The 23,596-nt window shown below is 72.8% G+C and carries 20 protein-coding genes; 8 read left to right on the top strand and 12 right to left on the bottom strand.

The window, feature by feature from the left end; translation table 11 throughout:
• Window positions 1-11 precede the first annotated feature (11 nt).
• Together ACIA6T_RS18540 and ACIA6T_RS18535 are read right to left on the bottom strand one after the other, a co-directional pair.
• Window positions 12-1,073 (bottom strand): hypothetical protein, encoded by a 1,062-nt coding sequence (locus tag ACIA6T_RS18540; RefSeq protein WP_399447540.1) that lies wholly within the window; start codon window positions 1,071-1,073, stop codon window positions 12-14.
• Complete coding sequence (locus tag ACIA6T_RS18535; RefSeq protein ID WP_399447539.1) at window positions 1,070-1,873, bottom strand: phosphatase PAP2 family protein; 804 nt, start codon at window positions 1,871-1,873, stop codon at window positions 1,070-1,072. Before ACIA6T_RS18535 ends, ACIA6T_RS18540 begins: the two co-directional genes overlap by 4 nt.
• A 159-nt stretch (window positions 1,874-2,032) precedes the next feature.
• Here ACIA6T_RS18535 and ACIA6T_RS18530 point away from each other — a divergent pair, with 159 nt between their 5' ends.
• On the top strand, window positions 2,033-2,647 hold the full coding sequence (locus ACIA6T_RS18530) for a TetR/AcrR family transcriptional regulator (RefSeq protein WP_399447538.1): 615 nt from the start codon (window positions 2,033-2,035) through the stop codon (window positions 2,645-2,647).
• A 140-nt stretch (window positions 2,648-2,787) separates the two neighbouring features.
• Here ACIA6T_RS18530 and ACIA6T_RS18525 read toward each other — a convergent pair whose 3' ends face one another.
• The gene (locus tag ACIA6T_RS18525) at window positions 2,788-3,792 is read right to left on the bottom strand and encodes a DUF2510 domain-containing protein (RefSeq protein ID WP_399447537.1); all 1,005 of its coding nucleotides are present in this window, start codon (window positions 3,790-3,792) and stop codon (window positions 2,788-2,790) included.
• Between the two features lie 263 nt (window positions 3,793-4,055).
• On the opposite strand from ACIA6T_RS18525, the gene ACIA6T_RS18520 reads away from it, so the two are divergent.
• Window positions 4,056-6,743, top strand: coding sequence for an ATP-binding protein (locus ACIA6T_RS18520; RefSeq protein WP_399447536.1), 2,688 nt, complete (start codon window positions 4,056-4,058; stop codon window positions 6,741-6,743).
• A 13-nt stretch (window positions 6,744-6,756) separates the two neighbouring features.
• Here ACIA6T_RS18520 and pcaD read toward each other — a convergent pair whose 3' ends face one another.
• Genes pcaD through ACIA6T_RS18490 form a run of 6 tightly spaced genes read right to left on the bottom strand, consistent with a single transcriptional unit; the run spans window position 6,757 to window position 11,984 of the window.
• Window positions 6,757-7,872 carry a 3-oxoadipate enol-lactonase gene (gene pcaD / locus ACIA6T_RS18515; RefSeq protein ID WP_399447535.1) on the bottom strand — a complete coding sequence of 372 codons (1,116 nt, stop codon included), beginning with the start codon at window positions 7,870-7,872 and terminating at the stop codon, window positions 6,757-6,759.
• Window positions 7,869-9,200 carry a 3-carboxy-cis,cis-muconate cycloisomerase gene (gene pcaB / locus ACIA6T_RS18510; RefSeq protein ID WP_399447534.1) on the bottom strand — a complete coding sequence of 444 codons (1,332 nt, stop codon included), beginning with the start codon at window positions 9,198-9,200 and terminating at the stop codon, window positions 7,869-7,871. The genes pcaD and pcaB overlap by 4 nt, the downstream gene beginning before the upstream one ends.
• Window positions 9,197-9,802 (bottom strand): protocatechuate 3,4-dioxygenase subunit alpha, encoded by a 606-nt coding sequence (gene pcaG, locus ACIA6T_RS18505; protein ID WP_399447533.1) that lies wholly within the window; start codon window positions 9,800-9,802, stop codon window positions 9,197-9,199. The genes pcaB and pcaG overlap by 4 nt, the downstream gene beginning before the upstream one ends.
• Window positions 9,803-9,808: 6 nt before the next feature.
• Window positions 9,809-10,588, bottom strand: a complete 780-nt coding sequence (pcaH, locus tag ACIA6T_RS18500) for a protocatechuate 3,4-dioxygenase subunit beta (RefSeq protein ID WP_399447532.1) — start codon at window positions 10,586-10,588, stop codon at window positions 9,809-9,811.
• Window positions 10,585-11,229 carry a CoA transferase subunit B gene (locus ACIA6T_RS18495; protein WP_399447531.1) on the bottom strand — a complete coding sequence of 215 codons (645 nt, stop codon included), beginning with the start codon at window positions 11,227-11,229 and terminating at the stop codon, window positions 10,585-10,587. The genes pcaH and ACIA6T_RS18495 overlap by 4 nt, the downstream gene beginning before the upstream one ends.
• Window positions 11,229-11,984 (bottom strand): CoA transferase subunit A, encoded by a 756-nt coding sequence (locus ACIA6T_RS18490; RefSeq protein WP_399447530.1) that lies wholly within the window; start codon window positions 11,982-11,984, stop codon window positions 11,229-11,231. Before ACIA6T_RS18490 ends, ACIA6T_RS18495 begins: the two co-directional genes overlap by 1 nt.
• Before the next feature lie 142 nt (window positions 11,985-12,126).
• Between ACIA6T_RS18490 and ACIA6T_RS18485 the strand changes: the two genes are divergently transcribed.
• Window positions 12,127-12,591 (top strand): MarR family winged helix-turn-helix transcriptional regulator, encoded by a 465-nt coding sequence (locus ACIA6T_RS18485; RefSeq protein ID WP_399447529.1) that lies wholly within the window; start codon window positions 12,127-12,129, stop codon window positions 12,589-12,591.
• Between the two features lie 3 nt (window positions 12,592-12,594).
• On the opposite strand, the gene ACIA6T_RS18480 is transcribed toward ACIA6T_RS18485, so the two are convergent.
• A complete protein-coding gene (locus tag ACIA6T_RS18480) occupies window positions 12,595-13,578 on the bottom strand; it encodes a DUF3048 domain-containing protein (RefSeq protein ID WP_399447528.1) in 984 nt (327 codons plus the stop codon).
• 198 nt (window positions 13,579-13,776) lie between these two features.
• Between ACIA6T_RS18480 and ACIA6T_RS18475 the strand changes: the two genes are divergently transcribed.
• Complete coding sequence (locus ACIA6T_RS18475; protein WP_399447527.1) at window positions 13,777-14,967, top strand: zinc-dependent alcohol dehydrogenase; 1,191 nt, start codon at window positions 13,777-13,779, stop codon at window positions 14,965-14,967.
• A gap of 60 nt (window positions 14,968-15,027) precedes the next feature.
• Here ACIA6T_RS18475 and ACIA6T_RS18470 read toward each other — a convergent pair whose 3' ends face one another.
• On the bottom strand, window positions 15,028-17,220 hold the full coding sequence (locus ACIA6T_RS18470; protein WP_399447526.1) for an OmpL47-type beta-barrel domain-containing protein: 2,193 nt from the start codon (window positions 17,218-17,220) through the stop codon (window positions 15,028-15,030).
• A 23-nt stretch (window positions 17,221-17,243) separates the two neighbouring features.
• On the bottom strand, window positions 17,244-19,754 hold the full coding sequence (locus tag ACIA6T_RS18465) for a ThuA domain-containing protein (RefSeq protein WP_399447525.1): 2,511 nt from the start codon (window positions 19,752-19,754) through the stop codon (window positions 17,244-17,246).
• Window positions 19,755-19,955: 201 nt separating this feature from the next.
• Here ACIA6T_RS18465 and ACIA6T_RS18460 point away from each other — a divergent pair, with 201 nt between their 5' ends.
• From ACIA6T_RS18460 to ACIA6T_RS18445, 4 genes are all read left to right on the top strand, one after another.
• Window positions 19,956-20,948, top strand: a complete 993-nt coding sequence (locus tag ACIA6T_RS18460; protein WP_399447524.1) for a multicopper oxidase domain-containing protein — start codon at window positions 19,956-19,958, stop codon at window positions 20,946-20,948.
• An 86-nt stretch (window positions 20,949-21,034) separates the two neighbouring features.
• Complete coding sequence (locus tag ACIA6T_RS18455) at window positions 21,035-22,075, top strand: LacI family DNA-binding transcriptional regulator (protein WP_399447523.1); 1,041 nt, start codon at window positions 21,035-21,037, stop codon at window positions 22,073-22,075.
• A 322-nt stretch (window positions 22,076-22,397) separates the two neighbouring features.
• The gene (locus ACIA6T_RS18450) at window positions 22,398-23,192 is read left to right on the top strand and encodes a VOC family protein (protein ID WP_399447522.1); all 795 of its coding nucleotides are present in this window, start codon (window positions 22,398-22,400) and stop codon (window positions 23,190-23,192) included.
• Window positions 23,193-23,323: 131 nt separating this feature from the next.
• Window positions 23,324-23,569, top strand: coding sequence for a WhiB family transcriptional regulator (locus tag ACIA6T_RS18445; protein WP_399447521.1), 246 nt, complete (start codon window positions 23,324-23,326; stop codon window positions 23,567-23,569).
• The last annotated feature ends 27 nt before the right edge of the window (window positions 23,570-23,596 follow it).

Here is a 23,596-nt window from a genome sequence, read left to right as displayed (position 1 = left end):
GGCGGGGGGTGTTACGCAGCCCGGCGTTCGCGGGGGGCCTCCCCCACTCTCGGCTTCGCTCGAGCGGGGGGACCCCCACCGCCCACCCGTGCCACCCTGGGGGTACCTCCCAGGCCCTTTCGGGCTCTGGGGGAGGCACGACTGCCCGCGGTGACGACTGGGGGGTCCTCCACGGAGCTCCGCTGCCGCATCGCGGGAGCGTTCACGTGGGTCGGGGCCGGGGGGACCGGCGCCGGTGGGGCCACGGGTGCTCCCGTCGGGTGGGGCGTCGCCCGGCTCAGCAGCAGCACACCCCAGGCGGCGAGCGCCGCGCCGGTCAGGGCGAGCAGGATGCCCGTCGGGCCGGCGCGGAGGCGTTCGCCCAGGAGGGAGAGGCCGATCACCGCGGCCGCCAGCGGGTTCGTCAGGGTGACCACCGCGAGCGGGGCGCCCAGGCCACCCCGGTAGGCGGTCTGCGACAGCAGCAGTCCGCCGGCCGCGAAGGCGGCCACCAGCAGCGCCACCACGAGCACCTGCGCACTGAGCAGGGGGCCGGACCGGTCCGTCACCGCGACCGTCACGGTCTGGGTGAGCGCCGAGGCCACCCCGGAGGCGATGCCCGACGCGGTCGCGTGCCGCAGACCGGGCCGGGCCCCCGGCCATGACAGCAGGCCGATCAGCGACGCCGTACCGCCCGCGACGACCAGCGCCTCGGGCACGCTCAGCGCGTCGTCGGGAGCCGGCCCGGACGCCGTCACCAGCACCGCCGCCAGACCGGCGAGGGTGAACGCCGTACCCCGCCACTCGACCGCGCTCACCGGCCGCCCCGCGATCCGCGCCCCCATGGGCACCGCCGCGACCAGGGTGAGGGCGCCGAGCGGCTGGACCACGGTGAGCGGGCCGTACTTGAGCGCGACCACATGGAGCAGCGCGGCCGAGGCGTTCAGCGCGACCGCCCACCACCAGACGCCGTCGGCCAGCAGTCGCAGCGTGCCGGAGGACCGGGAGGCCAGCCGTTCCTGGGCCACCGCGGCGGCGGCGTAGGCGACGGCGGAGACGAGGGACAGCAGGACGGCCACGACGACGGCGCTCATCGGCCCGCCCCCGCGAACGCCCGGTCCCGCGCCGGCACGCGACGGGCCCGTATCCGTCCCGTCCCCGCCCCCGTCGCCGTGTGCCGCGGCAGGCGCAGCACCGCGAGCGCGAGGCCCAGCAGCGCCGCCGCCACGAGCGCGTCCAGCCAGAAGTGGTTCGCCGTCCCCACGATGACCAGCAGCGTCACCAGCGGGTGCAGCAGCCACAGCCACCGCCACCAGGCGCGCGTGGCGACGACCAGGCCGACCGCCACCATCAGCGCCCACCCGAAGTGCAGCGAGGGCATCGCCGCGAACTGGTTCGACAGCCGGTCGGTCCCCGGCGGGCCGTACACCGACGGCCCGTACACCCGCGCGGTGTCCACCAGCCCTGTGGCGGCGAGCATCCGCGGCGGGGCGAGCGGGAACACCAGATGCAGCACCAGCGCGGCGGCGGTGACCGCCGCCAGGATCCGGCGCGCCCAGACGTAGTGGGCCGGGCGGCGCAGATGGAGCCAGACCAGGAAGGCCGCGGTGGCCGGGAAGTGGACGACCGCGTAGTAGGTGTTCGCGAGGTGCGCGAACCCGTCGCCGTGCAGCAGCAGGGACTGCACCGCGCCCTCGCCGGGCAGGTGGAGCGCGCGCTCCAGGTCCCACACCTCGTGGCCGTTGCGGTACGCCTCGCCGGTGTGGCCGGTCGCCAGTCGCCGCCCGAGCTTGTAGACGAGGAAGAGTCCCGCCACCAGCAGGAGTTCACGGACGAGCGGCGGACGCGCCGGCGCGTCGGACCCCGCGGGGCCAGGCTCCTTGCGGCCATTCATCCCCCGGCCCTTTCTGTCGTGGTGCAGACGGTGCGCGCGGGTACCGACTCTCATCGATACGGGTGCGTACCGATACGCCAGTGTACCGATACGGTCGTGTACCGGTACACTGGCGTATCGATGACGCGCGCCTCACTCGAAGGACAAGGAGCCGAGCCGATGACGCCGCAGGACGCGGGCCGACCCGGGCCGGCCGGAACCTCGCGCCGCTCCAAGATCACCCCGGAGCGTGAGCGGGAGTTCTTCGACGCCGTGCTGGACCAGATCCGCGAGTGCGGCTACGACGCCGTGAGCATGGAGGGCATCGCCGCCAGCACGCGGTGCAGCAAGTCCACGCTGTACCGGCAGTGGCGGACCAAGCCGCAGTTCGTCGCCGCCGCCCTGCGCTCCAGCCGGCAGACGCGGTTCGCCCGTATCGACACCGGCACCCTCGCCGGGGACCTGCGCGAGGTCGCGCGGTGCGCGGGGGAGTGGTCGCCGAAGGACACCACGCTGCTCCAGGCGCTCGGGCACGCGGTCCTCCAGGACCGGGAACTGGCGCAGGCGCTGCGCGAGGCACTGGTCGACCCGGAGATCGGCGCGCTGCGGGAGATCCTGCGGCGCGGCGTCGAGCGCGGGGAGGTCGCCGCCGGGAACCCGGCGCTGGAGTACGTCCCGGCGCAGCTCTTCGGTGTGCTGCGGGTCCGGCCCGTCCTGGAGGGCCGCAACGCGGACGCGGAGTATCTGCTCCGGTTCGTCGAGGCCGCCGTGCTGCCGGCCCTCGGCCTCGAATGAGACGCAGGCCGCCGTCGACGGGATGACCGTACGGCGGCCTGACCGCGCCGCACCGTGGGGACGGGGGCGGCGCTCACCCCGGCCGGGTGGGACACCTCTTGAGCGGAGGGGTGCCCCACCCGGCCGTCAGGTGCGGGGTGTCAGACGTCCTGCCCGTTGCCGCCGCCGCCCGAGGACACCTCGATGCCCTCGGTGATCTCGTCGAGCACGGACTGCTTCTGGTCGGTGTCCACCCCGAAACGGACCAGGACGATCTGCTGCGGCTGCGCGGGGGACGGGAAGGCCAGCGACTGGACGTACCCGTCGGAGCCCTCGCTGGTGACCGCCTTCCAGCGCACCAGGTAGCCCTTCTGCCCGGCGACGGTCACGGCCCTGGACGCGAGGACGTCGTGCGAGGTGATCTTCCCGTAGGCCTCACCGCCGTAGCTCTCCTCGGCGTTGGCGGAGATGTCGGCCTTGGCGACCTCCTCGGCGGTGGAGCCCTTGGTGCCGAACGCCAGGGCCGGCGCCGAGTACGCCCCGCCCTTGGTGCAGGTCTTGGAGGTGTCACCGGGACAGTCGTACGAGTTCTCCGACGTCACCGCGGCACCCACCTCCGACTCCTGGCCGTACCAGCCGTCCGGGATGGGCAGACTGATGCCGCTCAGCGCGTCGGTCACCGACCCGCTCTCGATCCGCGGCGCCCCGGACCCGTCCGGCGCCGGCTCCTCACCACCGGAGCCACCGGAACCGCCCGGACCCCCGGAACCACCGGAGTCCCCGTCCTGCCCGCCGGAGTCACCGAACGGCCCGCCGTCCCGTCCGCCCGGTCCCTGCGAGGCCGTGGTGCCGCCGCCCCCGCCGTCGTCCGTCAGCGCGTACACACCCACGCCGATGCTCGCCAGGACGGCGACGGCCGCCGCCACGGCTATCCCGTTCCGCACCCGCCGTCCCCGTCCGGGCGGCGCCGGAGCGGGATACGCCGGGTAGGCCGGATACGCCGGCCCGCCCGCGCCGCCCGGCGCCGGGGGACCCCAGGCGGCGGCCGGCCCCACCGGGCGGACCTGCTCCGTCCAGGCCCTGCCGTCCCACCAGCGCTCGGTGGCCGGCCCCTCATTCGTCTGCCCGGGGTCGGGGTACCACCCGGGAGGAGTCACCTGCGTCATGCCCCTACCGTATGAGGCCTCGGTGAAAGCCGGATGAGAGAGCCCCGTCACACCTCCGCCGCGCCCGCCCCGGAGATTGTCATCTCCCCGCCCCTTGACAGGAGTTGACCAGCAGGACGCCTGGTGAGGGGCGGAACGCGTCGACCCGGCGGGGCCGTGTCACCCGTCACGGCAACACGTGGCGCGAGCGGCCACCGCTGCGGCGGCGGGGGGACTACGCTCAAGGTCTGTACGTCATTCGGGCGACTCGGGGAGGTAGCGGGATGACGGAGGTACGGCCCCCGGCCGCCGCCCCGGCCGGCCTGTGGGAGCGCGACGAGGAAGTCGCCGCCATCACACGGGCCGTCGACACCCTGTGCGCGGACCGCTCCTCACCGGGCGGCCTGCTGGTGCTCCGGGGCGAGGCCGGACTCGGCAAGACCGCGCTGCTCGCCGAGACCCGCCGCATCGCCGAACGGCGCGGCTGCACCGTGTGGTCGGCCCGGGGCGGCGAGACCCTGCGCACCGTCCCCTTCAACGTCGTGCGCCGGCTCCTCCAGCCCGCGCTGGTGTCGATGCTGCCGGAGGAGGCCCGCGAGTACCTCGGCGACTGGTACGACATCGCCGGCCCCGCCCTCGGCATAGCCGACCCCGGCGAGGGACACGCCGACCCGCAGGGCGTGTGCGAGGGACTGGTCGCCGCCGTGCGCCGGCTGGCCCGCCGGGACTGGCCGCTGGTCCTGCTGATCGACGACGCGCACTGGGCCGACCAGGAGACCCTGCGCTGGCTCGCCGCCTTCGCCGAACGCCTGGCGGACCTGTCCGTCCTCGTCGTGGTCGCCCGCCGGTCCGGCGAGATCTCCGGAGCCGGCGCCCGGTACCTGGACGCCGTCGCCGCCGCGGCCGACCACCCCGTCACCACCCTCAGCGTCCTCACCCCGGAGGCCGCGGCCGGACTCACCCGCGCCACCCTGGGGGATCACGCCGACGCCGCGTTCTGCCGCGAGGTCTGGGCCGTCACCGGCGGCAACCCCTACGAGACCGTCGAACTCCTCGCCAAGGTCCAGGACAGCGAACTCGAACCCGTCGAGGCCCACGCCGGTGAACTGCGCGACCTGAACCGCTCCGCCCGCGGCGGCGGACTCGTCGCCCGCCTGGAACAACTCGGCATAGACGCCACCCGGTTCGCCTGGGCCGCCGCCATCCTCGGCAACGACATCACCGTCGGCCTGGTGGCCCGGCTCGCCACCCTGGACGCCGACGACGCCGCCCGCTGCGCCGAACTCCTGCGCAGCGCCCGCATCCTCACCGCCCCCGACCCGTCCGCCACGGGCCGCACCACCCCCGCCGACCTCGAGTTCGTCCACCCCCTGATCGCCACCGCCGTCTACAACTCCATCCCCGACGCGCTGCGCCGCGCCATGCACGGCATCGCCGCCCGGATCGTCACCGACTCCGGACGCGGTGCCGCCGCGGCCGCCCGCCACCTCCTCGAAGTGCACCCGGACGACGACGGTGAACTCGTCTGGCAACTGCGCGAGGCCGCCCGCGAACACCTCGCCGTCGGCGCCCCGGACGCCGCCCGCCGCTGCCTGGAACGCGCCCTGGAGGAACCGCCCCGCCCCGAGGTCCACGCACAGGTCCTCTACGAACTGGGCTGCGCCACCTTCCTCACCGCACCCGCCCGCACCATCGGCCATCTGCGGGCCGCCCTCGGCATGCCCGGCCTCGACGGCGACCGCCGGGTGGACGCCGTGGTCCGCCTCTCCCAGGCGCTGCTCCACAACGACCAGCTGGAGGAGGCCGTCCGCACGGTCGAGGCGGAGGCCGCCCGGCTCGAACCCGGCCCCGCTCAACTGCGGCTGCGGACCGTGCAGTTCATGTGGGAGGGCATCCACTCCGGCGAGGCCGCCTCCCCCGGCCGCTCCGAGCGGCTGGCCGAACTCGCCGCCACCTGCACCGGCCGGGACAACTCCGAACGCGCGCTGCTCATCGTGCGCGGCTTCGACGCCATGATGCGCGGCGAGAACGCCGAGGAGATCGTGGAGATCTGCGACCGCGCCCTCGTCAACGGCCGCCTCGCCCCCGGCCTCGGCTGGACCGACCCCGAGTGGGGCGTCGAGCTGCTGCTGATGCTGGCCGACGCCTATGCCTACACCGACCGCCTGGACCGCGCCGAGAGCCTCTACCACGAGGGCCTGAACGCCTACGAGACGGCGGGCTGGAGCGGGGGCCACCTGGTCCTGGCGCACGCCTACGTGGGCCTCGGGCACCGCAGGCGGGGCCGGCTGCCGGAGGCCGAGGCGTCCCTGCGCGAGTCCCTGCGCCTCGCCGAACGCGTCGGCCGCGGACTGCCCCTGTACTGGACGGCCACCTGCAACCTCGTCGACACCCTGCTCGCCCGCGGCCGGGCCGACGAGGCCTGGGAGGTGGCCGAACGGCACGGCTTCGCGCCGCCCTACCCGTCCACCATCGTGCTGCCCGACCCGCGTTCCGTACGCGGCCGGCTGCTGCTGGCCGTCGGCCGTACCAAGGACGGCATCAACGAACTCGAGGCGGCCGAGAAGGCGGCCGCCACCCGCGGTCACCACAACCCCGTGCACGTCTTCGCGGCCGCCGACCTCGCCCGCGCCCTCGCCGGCGAGGACCCGGCCCGCGCCGCCCGGCTGGCCGTCGACGTCCGCCGGCGGGCCGAACGCCTCGGCACGGACACCGCCATAGGGGAGGCCCTGCGCGTCGCCGCCGCCCTGGAGACCGGCCAGCGCGCGGTCCGCCTCGCCGCCCAGGCGGTCACCTACCTGGAGTCCTCCCCCTGCCAGTACGAACACGCCGCGGCCCGCGTCGAGTACGGCATCCTCGCCCGTTCCGTCCCCGACCTCGAACGCGGCCTCGCCCTGGCCCGCTCCTGCGGCGCGGACGGCCTGGTGGAGCGGGCCGGACAGGAGCTCGGGACGGGCGTGGGACCGCGCTAGAGGACCTCCCCGGTCACTCCTCCTCCGCCAGCACCCGCTGGGCCGTCGCGAACGCCGAGTTCGCCGCCGGGACCCCGCAGTACACGGCCGTCTGGAGCAGTACCGCCCCGATCTCCTCGGGGGTGAGCCCGTTGCGGCGCGCCGCGCGGACATGCATGGCGAGCTCGTCGTAGTGGCCGTGCGCGACCAGCGCCGTGAGCGTGATCATGCTGCGTTCGCGGCGGGTGAGGGTCGGGTCGGTCCAGATCTCGCCCCAGGCGTAGCGCGAGATGAAGTCCTGGAAGCGTGCCGTGAACGGCGTCTGCCGGGCCTGCGCCCGGTCCACGTGCGCGTCGCCCAGCACCTCCCGGCGCACCTCCACACCGCGCCGGGCGGCCCCGTCGAAGTGCGCCCGCAACGCGGTCAGCACCGCCTCCGGGCGCTGTGCCGGCGCCAGGTGCGAGGCACCGGGAAGCTCCACCAGCGTGGCGTCCGGCACCGCGTCCGCGATCTCCCGCAGATGCTCGGGCGGCGTCGCCGGGTCCTCCCGGCCGGCCACCAGCAGCGTCGGCACGGACACCTCCGCCAGCCGGTCCCGCAGGTCGAACGCGGCCAGCGCGTCACAGCAGGCGGCGTACGCCTCCGGGTCGGCCTCCCGGTGGTCCCGGACCAGCCCCGGCACGGTGAACCCGGACGTGAACCAGCGGGCGTCCGCGCCCTCCGCGAGTTCGGCGAGCCCCCCGCCCCGCACCCGCGCCGCCCGCTCCTCCCACGGCTTGGCGCCGTTGAAGTGCGCCGAGGAACAGATCACGGCCAGCGACGACAGCCGGTCCGGACGGTGCACGGCCAGATGCAGCCCCACCGCACCGCCCAGCGAGACGCCCGCGTACGCGAACCGCTCGATGCCGAGCGCGTCGGCGAGCGCGAGTACCAGATCGGCGAGATCGCCGACCGTCGCTCCGGGACCGATCAGCCCCGCCGCCGAGCCGCCGTGCCCCGGCAGGTCCCAGCGGACCACCCGGTGCGCGGCCGACAGTTCGGGCGCCACCTTGTCCCACAGGGCGTACGACGTGCCGAGTGAGGGTCCGAGCAGCAGTGGGGGAGCGGAAGCGGGGCCCTCTTCCGCGTGGTTGAGAAGTCGGTCGGTCAACGTCGCTCCAGGGCACGGTCGGTGAGGGCTCCCGCGGAGCCGGTGTAACGGGCGGGGTCGGTCGCCTCGGTGAGGTCGACCCCCTTCAACTCGGGTTCGATGGCAAGCAGCTCGCCGAGGTCACGGCCCTCCTCGTACGCCCGCCGGGCCAGTTCCGTCAGCAGCTCCTTCGCGCGGGCGCGGCCGAGGACCGGCGCCAGTTCGGCGGAGAGCCGCTCGGAGACGATCAACCCGTGGGTGAGGCCGAGGTGTTCGCGCATCGTGTCCGGGTGCACCCGCAGGCCTTCGGTCAGTTCGGCCGCGTCGCGGGCGGCGCCGCCCACCAGGCGGAGCAGGTCCCTGAGCGGTTCCCACTCGGCGTGCCAGGCCCCGGCCGGCCGTTCGTCCTCGGCGACCAGTGAGCCGTACAGCGTGGCCGCGAGCTGCGGCGCCCGCCGGGCCGCCGCCGCGATCAGCGTCGAGCGGACCGGGTTCGCCTTGTGCGGCATGGCGGACGAGCCGCCACCGCTGCCCTCGCCGAGCTCCGCGATCTCGGTACGGGAGAGGACGAGGACGTCCGCCGCGAGCTTGCCCAGGGCACCGGCGGCGAAGGCGAGAGCGCCGGCGAGGTCGGCGACCGGTGTGCGGAGCGTGTGCCAGGGCAACGGCGGTTCCGCGAGGCCCAGTTCACGGGCGTACGCACCCGGCAGCGCGGTCGGGTCCTCGGCGCCGTACGCGGAGAAGGCCGCCAGTGTCCCGGCCGCACCGCCGAGCTGCGCGGGCAGCGAGCCGCGTACCGCCGTCACCCGGTCCCGGGCGTCCAGCACCAGCGACCGCCATCCGGCCGCCTTCAGCCCGAACGTCGTCGGTACGGCGTGCTGGGTGAGGGTGCGGCCCGGCATCGGGGTGTCGCGGTGCCCGGCGGCCAGGCGGGCCAGGGCCCGCCCGCAGCGGTCGAGGTCGGCGAGGACCGGGCCCAGGGCGCGGTGGGTGACCAGCATCATCGCCGTGTCCATGATGTCCTGGCTGGTCGCCCCCCGGTGCACGTACGGGCCGTACTCCCCGCCCACCGTCCGGGTCAGCTCCGCGACCAGCGGGATCACCGGGTTCCCGCCGGCCCGCGCCCGCCCGGCGAGGGACGCGACGTCGAACCGGCCGGTCCCGGCCGCCTCCGTCACCGCCGTCGCCGCCCGGGCCGGGGCGAGCCCCAGCGTGGCCTGGGCGCGGGTCAGTGCGGCCTCCGCGTCGAGCAGCGCCCGCAGGAACGCCGCGTCCGCCGTCTCGGCGGCGGCCGGGGAACCGGCCCACCCGGGGGCGAGCAGACCGGTGTCGGAATCGGCTGATGTCACTGGAACTCCAGGAAGACCGTCTCGCCCTCGCCCTGAAGGCGGATGTCGAAACGGTACGTGCCGGCGCCCTCCTCGCCCGCGACCAGCGTGTCGCGGCGCGCGGTGTCGAGCCGGGACAGCAGCGGGTCCGCCGCCAGTGCCGCCTCGTCGCCCGGCAGGTAGATCCGGGTGAACAGGTGCACCAGCAGACCCCGCGCGAACACGCACACACTGAGGTACGGCGCGTTCCCCCCGCGCGCTCCGGGGCGCAGGGTACGGGCGTACCAGTGGCCGTTCGCGTCGGTCTGGATCCGCCCGAAGCCGGTGAACTCCACGCCGTTGCGTCCCAGGAAGCCGCCGCTCGCCGGGTCCCGCCGCATCGAACCGTCCGCCGTCGGCGCGTTCCCGTCGGGGTCCGGCCCCCACAGCTCCAGCAGCGCGTCCGGCAGCGGGTCGCCGTTGCCGTCGTACACGTACCCGTGCACGGTGACGGTGTCGGGGTGCCCGAGCGGTGCGATGTCCTCGCCGCCGGGGAAGGGCAGGGCGTGGCCGTAGAAGGGGCCGACCGTGTGGGACGGGGTGGGCAGCACGGTCTCCGGACGCGTGGTGTCGATCTTCGTCATGGTGGGTCAGCGCCCCTCTTCCATCCAGGTGGCCCGCGGTCCGTCGAGCACGATGTCCCAGTGGTAGCCCATCGAGAACTCCGGCACCGACAGGCTGTGGTCGTACGTCGCGATCAGCCGCTGCCGTGCGGCGTCGTCGGTCACCGACTGGATGATCGGGTCGTACGGGAAGAGTGGATCGCTGGGGAAGTACATCTGCGTCACCAGCCGCTGGGTGAACGACGTGCCGAAGACGGAGAAGTGGATGTGGGCGGGCCGCCAGGCGTTGAGGTGCTGGCGCCAGGGGTAGGGGCCCGGCTGGATGGTGGTGAAGTGGTAGCGGCCCTCGTCGTCGCTGAGGGTGCGGCCCACGCCGGTGAAGTTCGGGTCCAGCGGCGCGTCGTGCTGCTCGCGCTGGTGGGCGTACCGGCCGGCCGAGTTGGCCTGCCAGATCTCCACGAGCTGGCCGCGGACCGGCCGTCCGTCGCGGTCCAGCAGCCGGCCGGAGACGGTGATGCGCTCGCCGACGGGCTCGCCGGTGTGCTGCCGGGTGAGGTCGTTGTCGATCTCGGTGATGTCCCGCTCCCCGAACGCGGGGGAGGACAGCTCCACCAGCTCGGGGTCCTTGGTGACGTCGATGGCGACCGGGGGCCGCTTCGGGTGGCGCAGCACCGAGGAGCGGTACGGCGCGTAGCCGCGGCGCGGGTGGTGCTCGACGGGGGCCCCGTCGGCGACCCGCTTCCCGTACGCGGCGTGCTCGGCCGCGATCTCGGCGTCGATGTCGGCTTGAGTGAGTGTGTCGGTCACGACAGGCCCTCCCCGAGGGTGAGTTCGGCTCCGGTCTTGGCGGTGATCTCCTCGACGGTCACGCCGGGAGCGGTTTCGACGAGGACGAGTCCGTCGTCGGTGACGTCGAGGACGCCGAGGTCGGTGATGATCCGGTCCACGCACTCCTTGCCGGTCAGCGGCAGCGCGCACTCCGTCACGATCTTCGGCGAGCCGTCCTTCGCGGTGTGGGTCATCACCACGATCACCGTGCGGGCGCCGTGGACCAGGTCCATCGCGCCGCCGATACCGGTGACGAGCTTGCCGGGTATCGCCCAGTTGGCCAGGTCGCCGCGCCCGGACACCTGCATCGCGCCGAGGACGGCGACGTCGATGTGCCCGCCGCGGATCATCGAGAACGACAGCGCCGAGTCGAAGAAGGAGGCGCCCGGAAGGACCGTGACGGTCTCCTTCCCGGCGTTGATCAGGTCAGGGTCGACGGCGTCCTCGGCGGGGTAGGGGCCGGTGCCCAGGATGCCGTTCTCGCTCTCCAGCACCACCTCGACACCCGGCGGGAGGTGATTGGGGATGAGCGTGGGCAGGCCGATGCCGAGATTGACGTACTGGCCGTCGCTCAGCTCCCGGGCCGCCCGCGCGGCCATCTCTTCCCGTGTCCAGGCCATCAGCCGCTCACCGTCCGCCGCTCGATCTTCTTGTCCGCCGCCTGCTCGGGCGTGAGGGCGACCACCCGCTGCACGAAGACGCCCGGCAGGTGCACCGCGTCCGGGTCGAGGACGCCGGGCTCGACCAGCTCCTCCACCTCCGCGACCGTCACCCGGCCGGCCATCGCGGCCAGGGGGTTGAAGTTGCGGGCCGACTTGTTGAACACGAGGTTCCCGTGCCGGTCGCCCTTCGCCGCCCGCACCAGTGCGAAGTCGGTGCGGATGCCGCGTTCCAGCACGTACTGGGTGCCGTCGAACTCCCGGACCTCCTTCGCGGGCGAGGCGAGAGCCACCCCGCCGGAGCCGTCGTAGCGCCAGGGCAGTCCGCCCTCGGCGACCTGCGTGCCCACCCCGGCCGGGGTGTAGAACGCCGGGATGCCGGCGCCTCCGGCGCGCAGCCGCTCCGCGAGCGTGCCCTGCGGGATCAGCTCCACCTCCAGCTCACCGGACAGGTACTGCCGGGCGAACTCCTTGTTCGCGCCGATGTAGGAACCGGTCACCCGGGCGATCCGGCCCGCCGCCAGCAGCACCGCGAGCCCGGACTCCATCGCCCCGCAGTTGTTCGAGACGACCGACAGGCCGTCGACGCCCCGCTCGTACAGCGCCTGGACCAGCACGTTCGGCACACCGCTGAGGCCGAAGCCGCCCACCGCCAGTGACGCGCCGTCCGGCACGTCAGCCACCGCCTCCGCAGCCGAGGCGACCACCTTGTCCATCCGAGGAACCTCATCCCTTCCAGGCGACCCGAGACCATTTAGTCAGCGCACTGAGTATTTACACGAGGTGGCTCCTCTGTCCAGTACTCTTCTGATGCCCACTGAAAATCAGTGCACCGATGAAACGACCGGGGGAGCGCACATGGCCGCCGTGGACCTCACCACCCATCCCGGGCACCTCGCCCGGCGGCTCCAGCAGGCGCACCACCTGCTGTGGAACACGATGGTCTCCGAGGAGATCACCTCGCCGCAGTTCGCGGTCCTCAACGCGCTCGTCGCCGAGCCGGGCCTGGACCAGCGCACCGTGGGGGAGCGGGTCGGTCTTGACCGGTCCACCATCGCCGAGGTGATCGGCCGGCTCATCCGGCGCGGGCTGCTGGACAAGGTCCGTGATCCGCAGGACGGCCGCCGCTTCCTGCTGCGCCTCACCGACGACGGCGTGCGCACCCACCGCAAGCTGACGGTGCGCACCGCGCGGATGAACCAGGTCTTCCTGGCCCCGCTCGACGCCGGCGAGCAGGCGCTCTTCATCGACCTGATCCGGCGGGTGGCCGACGCGGCCGAAGGACTGCGCGACCCGGCCCCCACCCTGACCGCGCCGCGCTGAGGCTCAGGGCGTCTTCGCGTACACCACCCACACCTGGCCGCGCGCGAAGTTCATCGCTTCGCCGGAGCCGGTGCTGAACGAGGTGCCGCCCTCGGCGGCGGGCCGCTCCCAGTTCGCCTCGTAGGCGCGTCCGCCGCGCAGCACGGTGGCCTCCCCGGAGCCCACCGTCTCGGTGTACGGGGTGTTGTTGCCGAGGAAGTCCCGGAACCCGGAGCCGCGCACGGTCACGTACTGCACCACGACCGTCGCGGGCGCCAGCCGCTCGCCCCCCGGGGTGAGTGCCGGGGCGCCGTCCATCGAGACCAGCCAGCGGTCTCGGGCACCGGACCAGGTGAAGGTGAAGCGGGCGGCCGGGTAGCGCACCGTGAGTTCGTTCCGGGGCTCGCCGTCCGCCGGTGGCCGGCCGAAGCGGAAACCGGTGGTCAGGGCGGCCTCGCCGGGCGGGACGTCCATGAGCCGCTCCGGTCGCAGATACAGGTTGTGGGGAGCGGACCGGCCGGCGTCCCGGGTGTAGGCCCCGGGCTCCGACTCGGGCGTCACCGCCTGCAGCGGTGCCTGCTCGATCAGTGGCGTCAGCCTGCTCTGCGCCCCGGAGTAGGCCAGCACCGGCCGGTCGAACTGGCGCAGCAGCTCCAGATCCGACTCCCGGGCGCTGCGCACCGGACCGACGGACTCCGGCAGCTCGGTGGCGTACACGGCGATCAGCCTGCTGGACCCGCCCTCGACCTGTTCGGCGTACACCACGTCGGCGGCGTCCACGCCGGTCTGAGGCCGGGCTGCGGGAGCGTTGTCGATCTTCACGGCGAGTACCGGCGGGCCGGCCTGCCCGCCGGGCCGTGTCGGTGAACCCCGCCCGTCGTCGCGCGATCCGTCCGATGTCGTACAGCCCGCTGCCAACCCGGCCGCCAGCAAGGCGGCGACCAGCGCCCTCGCTCCCGTGCCGCGCCGTCGGCCCGCCCCTCGTCGCTCCGTGCCCACCGTCGCCACCGCGCCCGCCTCATGTCATCCGTTGTCTTGATTGTGCGCTTTTCCTGTCGTCACCGGCCACAGCCGCTCAGGGGCGGTCCCGCGCGGTGGCCTCCGCCGATCGGCTCGGCGACCGGCGGTTCGGCACACGGCCGCTCGGGTACCCGGACGCCCACCGCACGAGCGACACACCGGCCACCACGGAGGGAGCGGGCGGCGATGAAGGCACTGACTTGGCAGGGAAAGCGGGACGTGAGGGTGGAGAACGTGCCCGATCCCCGGATCGAGGAGCCGACGGACGCGGTCATCCGCATCACCTCCACCGGACTGTGCGGATCGGATCTGCATCTGTACGAGGTCCTCACCCCGTTCATGACCCCGGGCGACATCCTCGGCCACGAGCCGATGGGCATCGTCGAGGAGGTCGGCGCGGCGGTGCCCGACCTCCAGGTCGGCGACCGGGTCGTGGTGCCGTTCCAGATCGCCTGCGGCAACTGCTGGATGTGCCTCACCGGACTGCCCACCCAGTGCGAGACCACCCAGGTCAGTGCCGAGGGGATGGGCGCGGCGCTCTTCGGCTACACCCGGCTGTACGGCGCGGTACCGGGCGCCCAGGCCGAGTACCTGCGGGTCCCGCAGGCCCAGTACGGCCCGATCAAGGTCCCCGAGGGGCCGTCCGACGACCGGTTCGTCTACCTCTCCGACGTCCTGCCCACCGCCTGGCAGGCGGTCGAGTACGCCGGTGTCCCGCAGGGCGGCAGCGTCGCCGTGCTCGGACTCGGCCCCATCGGCGACATGGCCTGCCGGGTCGCCCAGGTCAAGGGCGCCGGGCGGGTGTTCGGCGTGGACCTGGTCCCGGAGCGGCTGAACCGGGCGAAGGAGCGGGGCGTGGAGACCTTCGACCTGCGCTCCTTCGACGACGAGAAGGAACTCGTCACCGCGATCCGCGACCGGACCGACGGCCGTGGCCCCGACGCCGTGATCGACGCCGTCGGCACCGAGGCGCACGGCAGCGCGGCGGCCCGCATGGTGCAGAACGCCTCGGCGCTGCTGCCCCGCAAACTCAGCGGCCCGATGGCGGAACGCTTCAGCGTCGACCGGCTCGCCGCCCTGCACACCGCGATCGAACTGGTGCGGCGCGGCGGCACCATCTCGATCAGCGGCGTCTACGGCGGCATGGCCGACCCGATGCCCATGCTCACCCTGTTCGACAAGCAGATCCAGATGCGCATGGGCCAGGCGAACGTACGCCACTGGAGCGACGAGATCATCCCCTACCTCACCGACGAGGACCCGCTCGGCGTCGACGACTTCGCCACCCACCGCGTGCCGCTCGCCGAGGGCCCGGACGCCTACGCGATGTTCCAGGAAAAGCGCGACGGCGCGGTCAAGGTGCTGATGCAGCCCTGACCCACGGCTTGCCGTGACGGGACGGGAGGCCGGGAACCCCGGCCTCCCGTCCCGCCGTGACTACAGCTCCCTGATCCGGACGTCCCGGTAGGAGACGACGTCCGTCGTGCCGTGCACCTGCAGTCCGATGTAACCGGAGGCGAACCGCCGCCCGTCCGTGCCCGGGTCGTCCGAGCGCGGCGGGGTGAACTCCTGGCCGCCGGTGTTGTCGAACTCGTTGATCAGCACACCGTTGCGGTAGACGGAGTAGTGCTGGTCCACCACCCGGATCTCGTAGTCGTTCCAGGCGCCCTTCTGCGTCACGCCCGCGCCGGCCAGGCCGACCCGGTCGAAGCCGTAGACCGAACCCGTCTTGTACATGTCGCCGGTGGGCGAGTCGAACACCTGTACCTCGTGCCCGTACTTGATGGCGACCCACTCCGGCCGCGTCTCCTCCGGGTGGTCGTGGACCTGCGGGAACCGCACGAACACACCGGAGTTGGCGTTGCCGGTGCCCGGGGCGTCGTCACGCCACTGGAGCTTCAGCGAGAAGTCGCCGTACTTGCGCTCGGGGAACCACAGCATGCCGAGCCCGCCCCGGGTGGTGCCCGAGGTGATCGAGCCGTCCGGGTTCAGCCCGAACGAACCGCCGCCCACCTGCTCCCACTTGGCGAACGACTCCTCGCTGCCGTCCAGGATCTTGCGGTAGCCCTCGGTCTGGCCGGGCCTGCCGATGCCGGACTGCCGGGCCGCCTTGTTGACCGCCCGGTACTCCCGCTGGTCGATGACCCCTTCCTTCTCGAGCCCGTCCAGCACGCTCTTCACGTGCTTCAGGAACAGCGCCTGCGAGGTCCACTCCTTCTCGTCCTCGATCAGCTCGCCGATCCGGCACCGGTTGTTGGTGACCCGGTTCGGCACACCCGAGTCGACCGTGCCGACGATCACCGTCAACCGCTCGTCGTACTCGGGGCAGTTGGGCGCGGGCACCCCGCCGTCCGCCACGACCGTGAAGCTCACCGTGAGCGGCTCGGAGGTGTTGCCGGCGTTGTCGCTCGCCCGGTACGCGACCGTGTGCCGGCCCGCCCGGTCGACGACCACGGGCTCGGTGTACGCCAGGTAGGGGCCGCCGTCGAGCGAGTACTCGATGCCGGCGACGCCGGAACCGCCGTGCCCGTCGTCGGCGCTGACGGTCACGGTGGCGTCACCGACGTAGGCGCCGTCGGAGTTCCTGGTGCCCGCCACGGTCACACCGGTCGCCGGCGGGGTGGTGTCCTGCGGGGGAGCGGCGACGACCGTGAACTCCACGCTCTTGACCGCCGCCGCGTTGCCCGCCCTGTCGGTGGCGCGGTAGCGCACGGTGTGCGTGCCCACCTCGTGCACCATCACCGGACCGGTGTACGCCTGCCAGGCGCCGTCGGCGCCGATCGCGTACTCGATGGTGTTGACGCCAGTGCCGGTGTCCGATGCGGTGACGGTGACCGTCGCCATGTCGATGTAGTCACCGTCGTCGTTCTTCTCACCGGCCACCGTCGCCGAGGTCTCCGGCGGGGTGGTGTCGTCCGACTGCGGGGCGACGACGGTGAACCCGACGCTCTGCTCCGCCGACACGTTGCCCGCCTTGTCCAGGGCGCGGTAGCGCACGGTGTGCGTACCGACCTGGTCGACCACGACCGGGGCGGTGTACGGCTGCCAGGCGCCGTCGGCCCCGACCGCGTACTCGATCCGCTCCACGCCGGAGTCCGCGTCGGTGGCCTCGACGGTCACGCTCGCCGAACCGACGTACTCGCCGTCGGCGTTCTGCGAGCCGGTCACCTTCGCCGTGGCCTCGGGCGCCGTGGTGTCCTCACCGCCGCCGCCCTCGGTCACCGTCAGGATGCCCTGCATCTCGCCGTGGCCGGGGATGGTGCAGTGGTAGAAGTAGCGGCCTGGGGTGAGCGTGACCTCCGCGGTGTACCTGCCGCCCTGGGCGTCGTTCGGATTGGCCATGATGTTCAGCTGGACGTCGTCGTTGAACTCCGGGTCGGAGGTCACGAACGTCAGCGTGTGCGGCATCCCGGTGGTGTTGCCGGTCGCCGCGCTGTTCTCGAAAACGATGGTCGCCGGACCGGCCACCGCGGTCGTCGGCGCGGACGTGTACTCGGTGATGCCGTCACCGGCGGTCCAGGTGAGCACCTGCTCCGCCGCTTCGGCGTCGGTGGACCCGGTCCCGCCGGCCGCGGACGCCGTCTGCAGGCCGAGCACCATGAGCAGGGCGGCCAGCAGGCCGGCCCACATTCTCCGTTGCCGTATCACTGGTCTCACTCGGTTCCCCTCGCCAGCTGACCGGCGGCCGGGGTCGGCCCGCCGCCCGTGTAGGTGACCCGCCACAGCGCGGACTTGGAGTCGGAGGTGAAGAAGCCGCGCCCGTAGTCGAGGACGTACAGCGAGCCGTCCGGGCCGAACTTCCAGCCCATCAGGTTCTTGATGCCGTCGTTGCCGACCGGCACGATCTTCTTCAGGGACTCCGAGTGCACCGGAAGTCCGCCGTCTCCTTGCGTCTTCGGGTCCATCAGCACCGCGTTGCGCGGCTGGTCGGCGTCGTAGAAGTCACCGACGAACCACTTGCCGTCCCAGTACGCCGGCCACTTGACCTCACTGGCGCTGTCGGCGTCGTAGCGGTAGACCGGGCCGTTCATCGCGGCCTGCCCGCCGCCCTTCAGCCAGGGCAGCCTGTACGTGGCCTCGTCCTGCTCGTACGACGGGATGCCGTTCTCGTCGCGCGGGTAGTCCGGGCCGCCGCCCTGCGGCGAGTACCAGATGTTGTTGCCGGTCACCGGCGGCAGGTTGACCAGGCCGTCGTTGTTCGGCGACTCGTTCTTCGGGGCGTCGCAGTCGTACCAGCCCAGGGGCTTCGACGGATCGGGCAGGTTGCGGTCCCGGTAGGGCTGCTTGTTGCCCATGCAGTACGGCCAGCCCCGGTTGGACGCCTCGGTGATCACGGCGAACGTGTCGTACTTCGCCGGACCCCAGGCCGGCGAGGGGGAGCCGGCGTCCGGGCCGACCCAGCCCGCGTACAGGGTGTCGGTCTTCCGGTCGACGGAGATGCGCGCCGGGTTGCGGACGCCCATCACGTAGATCTCGCCGCGCGTCTTGCCACCGCCCTCGGCGGTCTCCTTCCCGGTGAACAGGTTGCCCTCGGGCAGCGTGTACGTGCCGTCCGGCTCCGGGTGGATGCGCAGGATCTTGCCGTTGAGGTTGTTGGTGTTGCCGGCGGTGCGGCGCGCGTCGGCGAAGGACACGCCCTTGAAGTTGGGCTCCGGGTTGTTGCCCGAGTAACCGCCGCTGAAGCCACTGGAGTTGTTGTCACCGGTGGCGATGTACAGGTTGCCCTTGGAGTCCCAGGCCATCCCGCCGCCCGCGTGGCAGCAGCTGTGGATCTGCACCGGCCACTTCAGCAGCACCTTCTCGCCTGCCAGGTCCAGCTTGTTGGTCGCCGGGTCGAGCGTGAAGCGGGAGACCCGCCGCTCGGCCATGTGCGTGTCCCGGTTGATCCCGGAGTGCGGGGTGTAGTGCAGATACACCCACCCGTTCTCCTCGAACCGCGGGTCCAGCTCGATGCCGAGCAGTCCCTCCTCGACCTTCCGCAGCTCGTCGCCGCCGCCCTTGTTGCCGAAGACGGTGAGTGCCCCCGCGAGGGTGACCTTCCCGGTCTCCGGGTCGTAGACGTGGATCTCGCCCCTGCCCTTGCCGATGTCGGGGTCGTTCCAGTCGGTGACCACGGGCTGGGAGGAGTCGGCACCTCCGCGCCCGATGTAGAGGACACGGCCGTCGGGGGCGGCGACCAGGCCGTGCGGCTCACCGATCTGGTCGTTCTGCCCCGGCTGGTTGGGCCGGGTCAACCGCTCCGCCTTGTAGTTGCCGGTGATCGTCGCCTTGCAGTCGGCCTGTACCAGGCGGGTGGTCCACAGCAGGGCGCCGCGCAGATGGTCGCGGAAGTCGGTCTCGTCGTACGACGACACCGTGCCGCCCATACCGGTGTAGAAGGACCGGCCGCCGTCGTAGTCACGGCACCAACTGACCGGGTGGTCCCAGCCGTTGGCGCTCGCACCGGGCGCGTACGTCGACTCGCGCACCCTGGCGACCGTGTGCACGTCGCCGGAGGGGTTCTCCACCCAGTTCAGCCACTTGTCGGGCCGCTTCCACTGCTGCGGCAGGCTCTTGGTCGCCGGGTGCGTCCGGTCGCCGACCTCGACGGTCGCCCGCTGCACCGTGTCCGGACTGGACGCGGCCGGACGGGCGCCGATCAGACCGGTGAACCAGTCCGAGTACGGCTCCGCGCGGGCCGCGTCGTGCAGACCGACGAAACCACCGCCGGCCTCCATGTACGCCTCCAGGCCCGCCTCCTGGTCCGGGTCGAGGACGTCCCCGCCGCCGGTCAGGAACACGACGGCGTTGAACCGGCCCAGCTTCTTGTCGTTGGTGAAGACCGACGCGTCGTCCGTGGCGGTGACCTTGAACCGCTGGTCAGCCGGGCCGGACAGCCCGATCTTCTCGATCGCCGCGATCCCGGCGTTCACGAGCGGCGACTCGTCGCCGGCGGCCGCGGAGCCGTGGAACAGCAGCACGCGTACGTTCGCGCCGCCCGGGGGCGACTTGATGGACATCGTTGTCAGGGACGGATCCGGGGCCGGGCGCGCGCTGGCGGGGGGACCCGACAGCAGTCCGGCGGCGACGACCCCGGCGGTCACGGTGGCCGCCCAGACCCGTCGTCCCGTTCTCGTCCTTCGTGTGCTCGTGGCGCTCGACGTGCTCAACCCTCGTAAGCGCATGGGTTCTTGATGCGATGTGGACCGCACGTGGCCACCCACCCCTCCTCGGTCGCAGCAACAGCGTCAAGGAAGCTAGACCTCTTTGCGCCAGACGCCAATACCTATCGCAGAGATGAAACGAACTTTGTCCTGAGTGTGGATAAACCCCGGAGTGGCCGCTACGGTTTCACAGGTTCATGACAGCCACGTGGGGAGTTCGGCATGGACAGACGCGGTTTCAACCGACGGGTACTGCTGGGCGGCGCCGCCGTCGCGACATCGTTGTCCGTCGCGCCCGAGGCCGTGAGCGCGGCCACACCGGCGAAGACCGCGCCCGCCGGGGGCGAGGTGCGGCGCGTCAAGCTGTACGCCGAGCGGCTGGACGGCGGACGGATGGGCTACGGCTTCGAGAAGGGCAAGGCGTCCATCCCCGGCCCGCTGATCGAGCTCAACGAGGGCGACACGCTGCACGTCGAGTTCGAGAACACCATGGACGTGCCCGTGAGCCTGCACGTCCACGGCCTGGACTACGAGATCTCCAGCGACGGCACCAAGCAGAACAAGAGCGACGTCGAACCCGGCGGCACCCGCACCTACACCTGGCGCACCCACAAGCCCGGCCGCCGCTCGGACGGCACCTGGCGGGCGGGCAGCGCGGGCTACTGGCACTACCACGACCACGTCGTCGGCACCGTGCACGGCACCGGCGGCATCCGCAACGGGCTGTACGGGCCGGTGATCGTGCGCCGCAAGGGCGACGTCCTGCCCGACGCGACCCACACCATCGTCTTCAACGACATGTCGATCAACAACAAGCCGGCCCACACCGGCCCGAACTTCGAGGCCACGGTGGGCGACCGCGTCGAGATCGTCATGATCACGCACGGCGAGTACTACCACACCTTCCACATGCACGGTCACCGCTGGGCCGACAACCGCACCGGCATGCTCACCGGCCCCGACGACCCGAGCCAGGTCATCGACAACAAGATCTGCGGTCCGGCCGACTCCTTCGGTTTCCAGATCATCGCGGGGGAGGGGGTCGGAGCGGGCGCCTGGATGTACCACTGCCACGTCCAGAGCCACTCCGACATGGGCATGGTCGGCCTGTTCCTGGTGAAGAAGCCGGACGGCACCATCCCGGGATACGACCCGGACGCGCACGAGCACGTTCACGAGCCCGCCGCCGAGGAGGAGCCGACGCACGGGCACTGACGGCGCCGGACGTGATCCGAGAGCGCTCTCGCCCGTGACCGGGCCGGGGCTATCCTTTCCCGCAGCCGCAGGTGAGGAGCCCCGAAGTGACCGACACAGCGCCACGCCCCACGCTGGAGGCCGTGGCCGCGCGGGCCGGGGTCTCCCGGGCCACGGTCTCCCGCGTGGTCAACGGCTCCCACGGGGTGCGGGAGCGCCTGGCCGAGCGGGTGAGGCGGGCGGTGGAGGAACTCGGGTACGTGCCGAACCAGGCGGCCCGCAGCCTGGTGACGAAGCGGCACGACGCCATCGCCGTCATCGTGGCCGAACCGGAGACCCGGGTCTTCGCCGACCCCTTCTTCGCCCGGCAACTGCGCGGCATCAGCAAGGAGCTGACGGCCCACGACAACCAGCTCGTCCTGCTGCTCACCGAGGACCGCGACGACCATGTCCGCGTCGGCCGCTATGTGGCCGGCGGCCATGTGGACGGCGCCCTCGTGTTCTCCCTCCATATCGACGACCCCCTGCCCGAACTGATCCGGCAGGCCGGCCTGCCGACCGTGTACGGCGGCCGGCCCGACTTCAGCGGCGGCCAGGGCGGTGTCGTCTACGTCGACAGCGACAACCGGGGCGGCGCCCGCGACGCCGTACGGCATCTGCTCGGCCTCGGCCGCAGCCGTATCGCCCACATCACCGGCGCCCTGGACCAGACCGCGGCGGTGGACCGGCTCGACGGCTTCCGGGACGTCATGGCCGACGCCGATCCCCGGCTGGTCGTGGAGGGCGACTTCACCCCCGCGAGCGGCGAGCGGGCGATGCGGGAGCTCCTCGACCGCTGCCCGGGTCTGGACGCGGTGTTCGCCGGCAACGACCTCATGGCGGCGGGCGCCCTGCGCGTGCTGCGCGAGCACGGGCGGCGGGTGCCGGACGACGTGGCGGTCGTCGGCTTCGACGACATGCTGCCGATCGCGGAACAGACGGACCCCCCTTTGACAACGGTCCGCCAGGACATAGAGGAAATGGGCCGCATGATGGCCCGCCTCCTCCTGCGCGACCTCGACGGCACCGGCACGCCGTCGGAGGCCGCGGGCGCCGGCTCCGACAGCCTGATCCTCCCGACGACGTTGATCCGACGCGCGTCCGCGTGACCCGGCGGGGGTTCTGCGGGCCCGACACGACGCGCCCCCGCCGCCCCTTCCCGTCCCGAACCCGGGGCTCCGCCCCAGACCCCGCTCCTCAAACGCCGGAGGGACTGAATATCAGCCTCTCCGGCGTTTGAGGAGCAGCGGTCCGGGGGCAGCGCCCCCGGGGGACGGGGACGGGGACGGGGACGGGGACGGGGACGGGGACGGGAAGGGGCGGCGGGGGCGAGCAGAACCCACGTCCGTCCGGGGTGCTCCGGCGGTGGTGGTGAGTGGATGGTGGAAGACTCGACAAAGCAGGCGAGGGCACCTCGCCAAGGGAGGCACCATGCTCACCACCCACTTCGTCGACGGCGCCCCCAACTGGATCGACGTCGGCACGCCCGACATGGAGGGCGCCGCCCGCTTCTACGGCGGCCTCTTCGGCTGGGAGTTCGCCTCCGCCGGCCCCGACGCCGGAGGCTACGGGTTCTTCCGGCTCGCCGACCGCATCGTCGCCGGCGGCATGCGGTCCACACCCGGCCAGGGGCCGCCCGCCTGGACCGTCTACTTCCAGAGCCCCGACGCGGACGCCACGGCGAAGACCGGCCGGCAGGCCAGGGGCAGCGTGCCCGTACCACCGACGGACGTGATGCGACAGGGCCGCACGGCGGTCCTCGCCGACCAGGCCGGCGTCCCCTTCGGCGTCTGGGAACCGGCGCTGCGCAAGGGCATCGAGGCGGCCGGCGAGGTCGGCACCCTGTGCTGGGTCGAGCTGTACACCCCGGACATCGCCCGCGCCGCCGCGTTCTACCACTCCGTCCTCGGCTGGGAGACCTCGGCGGTGACCTTCCCCGGCGGCGTCTACACCTCCGTCAATCCCGCGGGGACGGGCGAGGACGGCATGTTCGGCGGACTGGTCCCGTCGGCCGACGACCTCGCCGGGGCGGAGCCCGGCCGGCCCCACTGGCTGCCCTACTTCGGGGTGGACGACCCGGACGCCGTCGTCGCCAGGGCCGTCGAGCTGGGCGGCAGGGTACGGCTGCCCGCCACCTCCCTCGCCGGCGTCGGCCGGCTGGCCCGCCTGGAGGACCCGTACGGCGCACGGTTCGCCGTCCTCAAGGGCGATCCGCGCGAGACCTGACACACCCGGCGCGCCGCCGTGCGCGCCGGGTGCCCCGGCGTCATCATCGTGCGGCCGACGGAGGACCCGAAAGGCCCTCCGTTGATCCCGCGTTGATCGAACGTTTTTCGCCGCACGGCACGCTTCCGGTCATGCACACCGAAACGATCCCGTCGCCCGACCTCACCTGGCAGGAGGAGGCGCTGTGCGCGCAGACCGGGGGAGACTTCTTCTTCCCCGAGCCGGGCAGTTCGGTCCGCGAGGCCAAGCGGATCTGCGGCCTCTGCCCGATCCGCGCGACGTGCCTGGAGTACGCCCTCTCCCACGACATGCGCTTCGGCGTCTGGGGCGGCATGTCCGAGAAGGAACGCCTGGAACTGCGCCGTACGGGCCGGTAGGCCTCCGCCTCCGCCGCCCGCCTCAGT

It is taken from the genome of Streptomyces sp. NPDC051740, from assembly GCF_044453165.1.
GTDB lineage: Bacteria > Actinomycetota > Actinomycetes > Streptomycetales > Streptomycetaceae > Streptomyces > Streptomyces atrovirens.
This window is presented reverse-complemented; position numbering and strand designations above follow the sequence as displayed.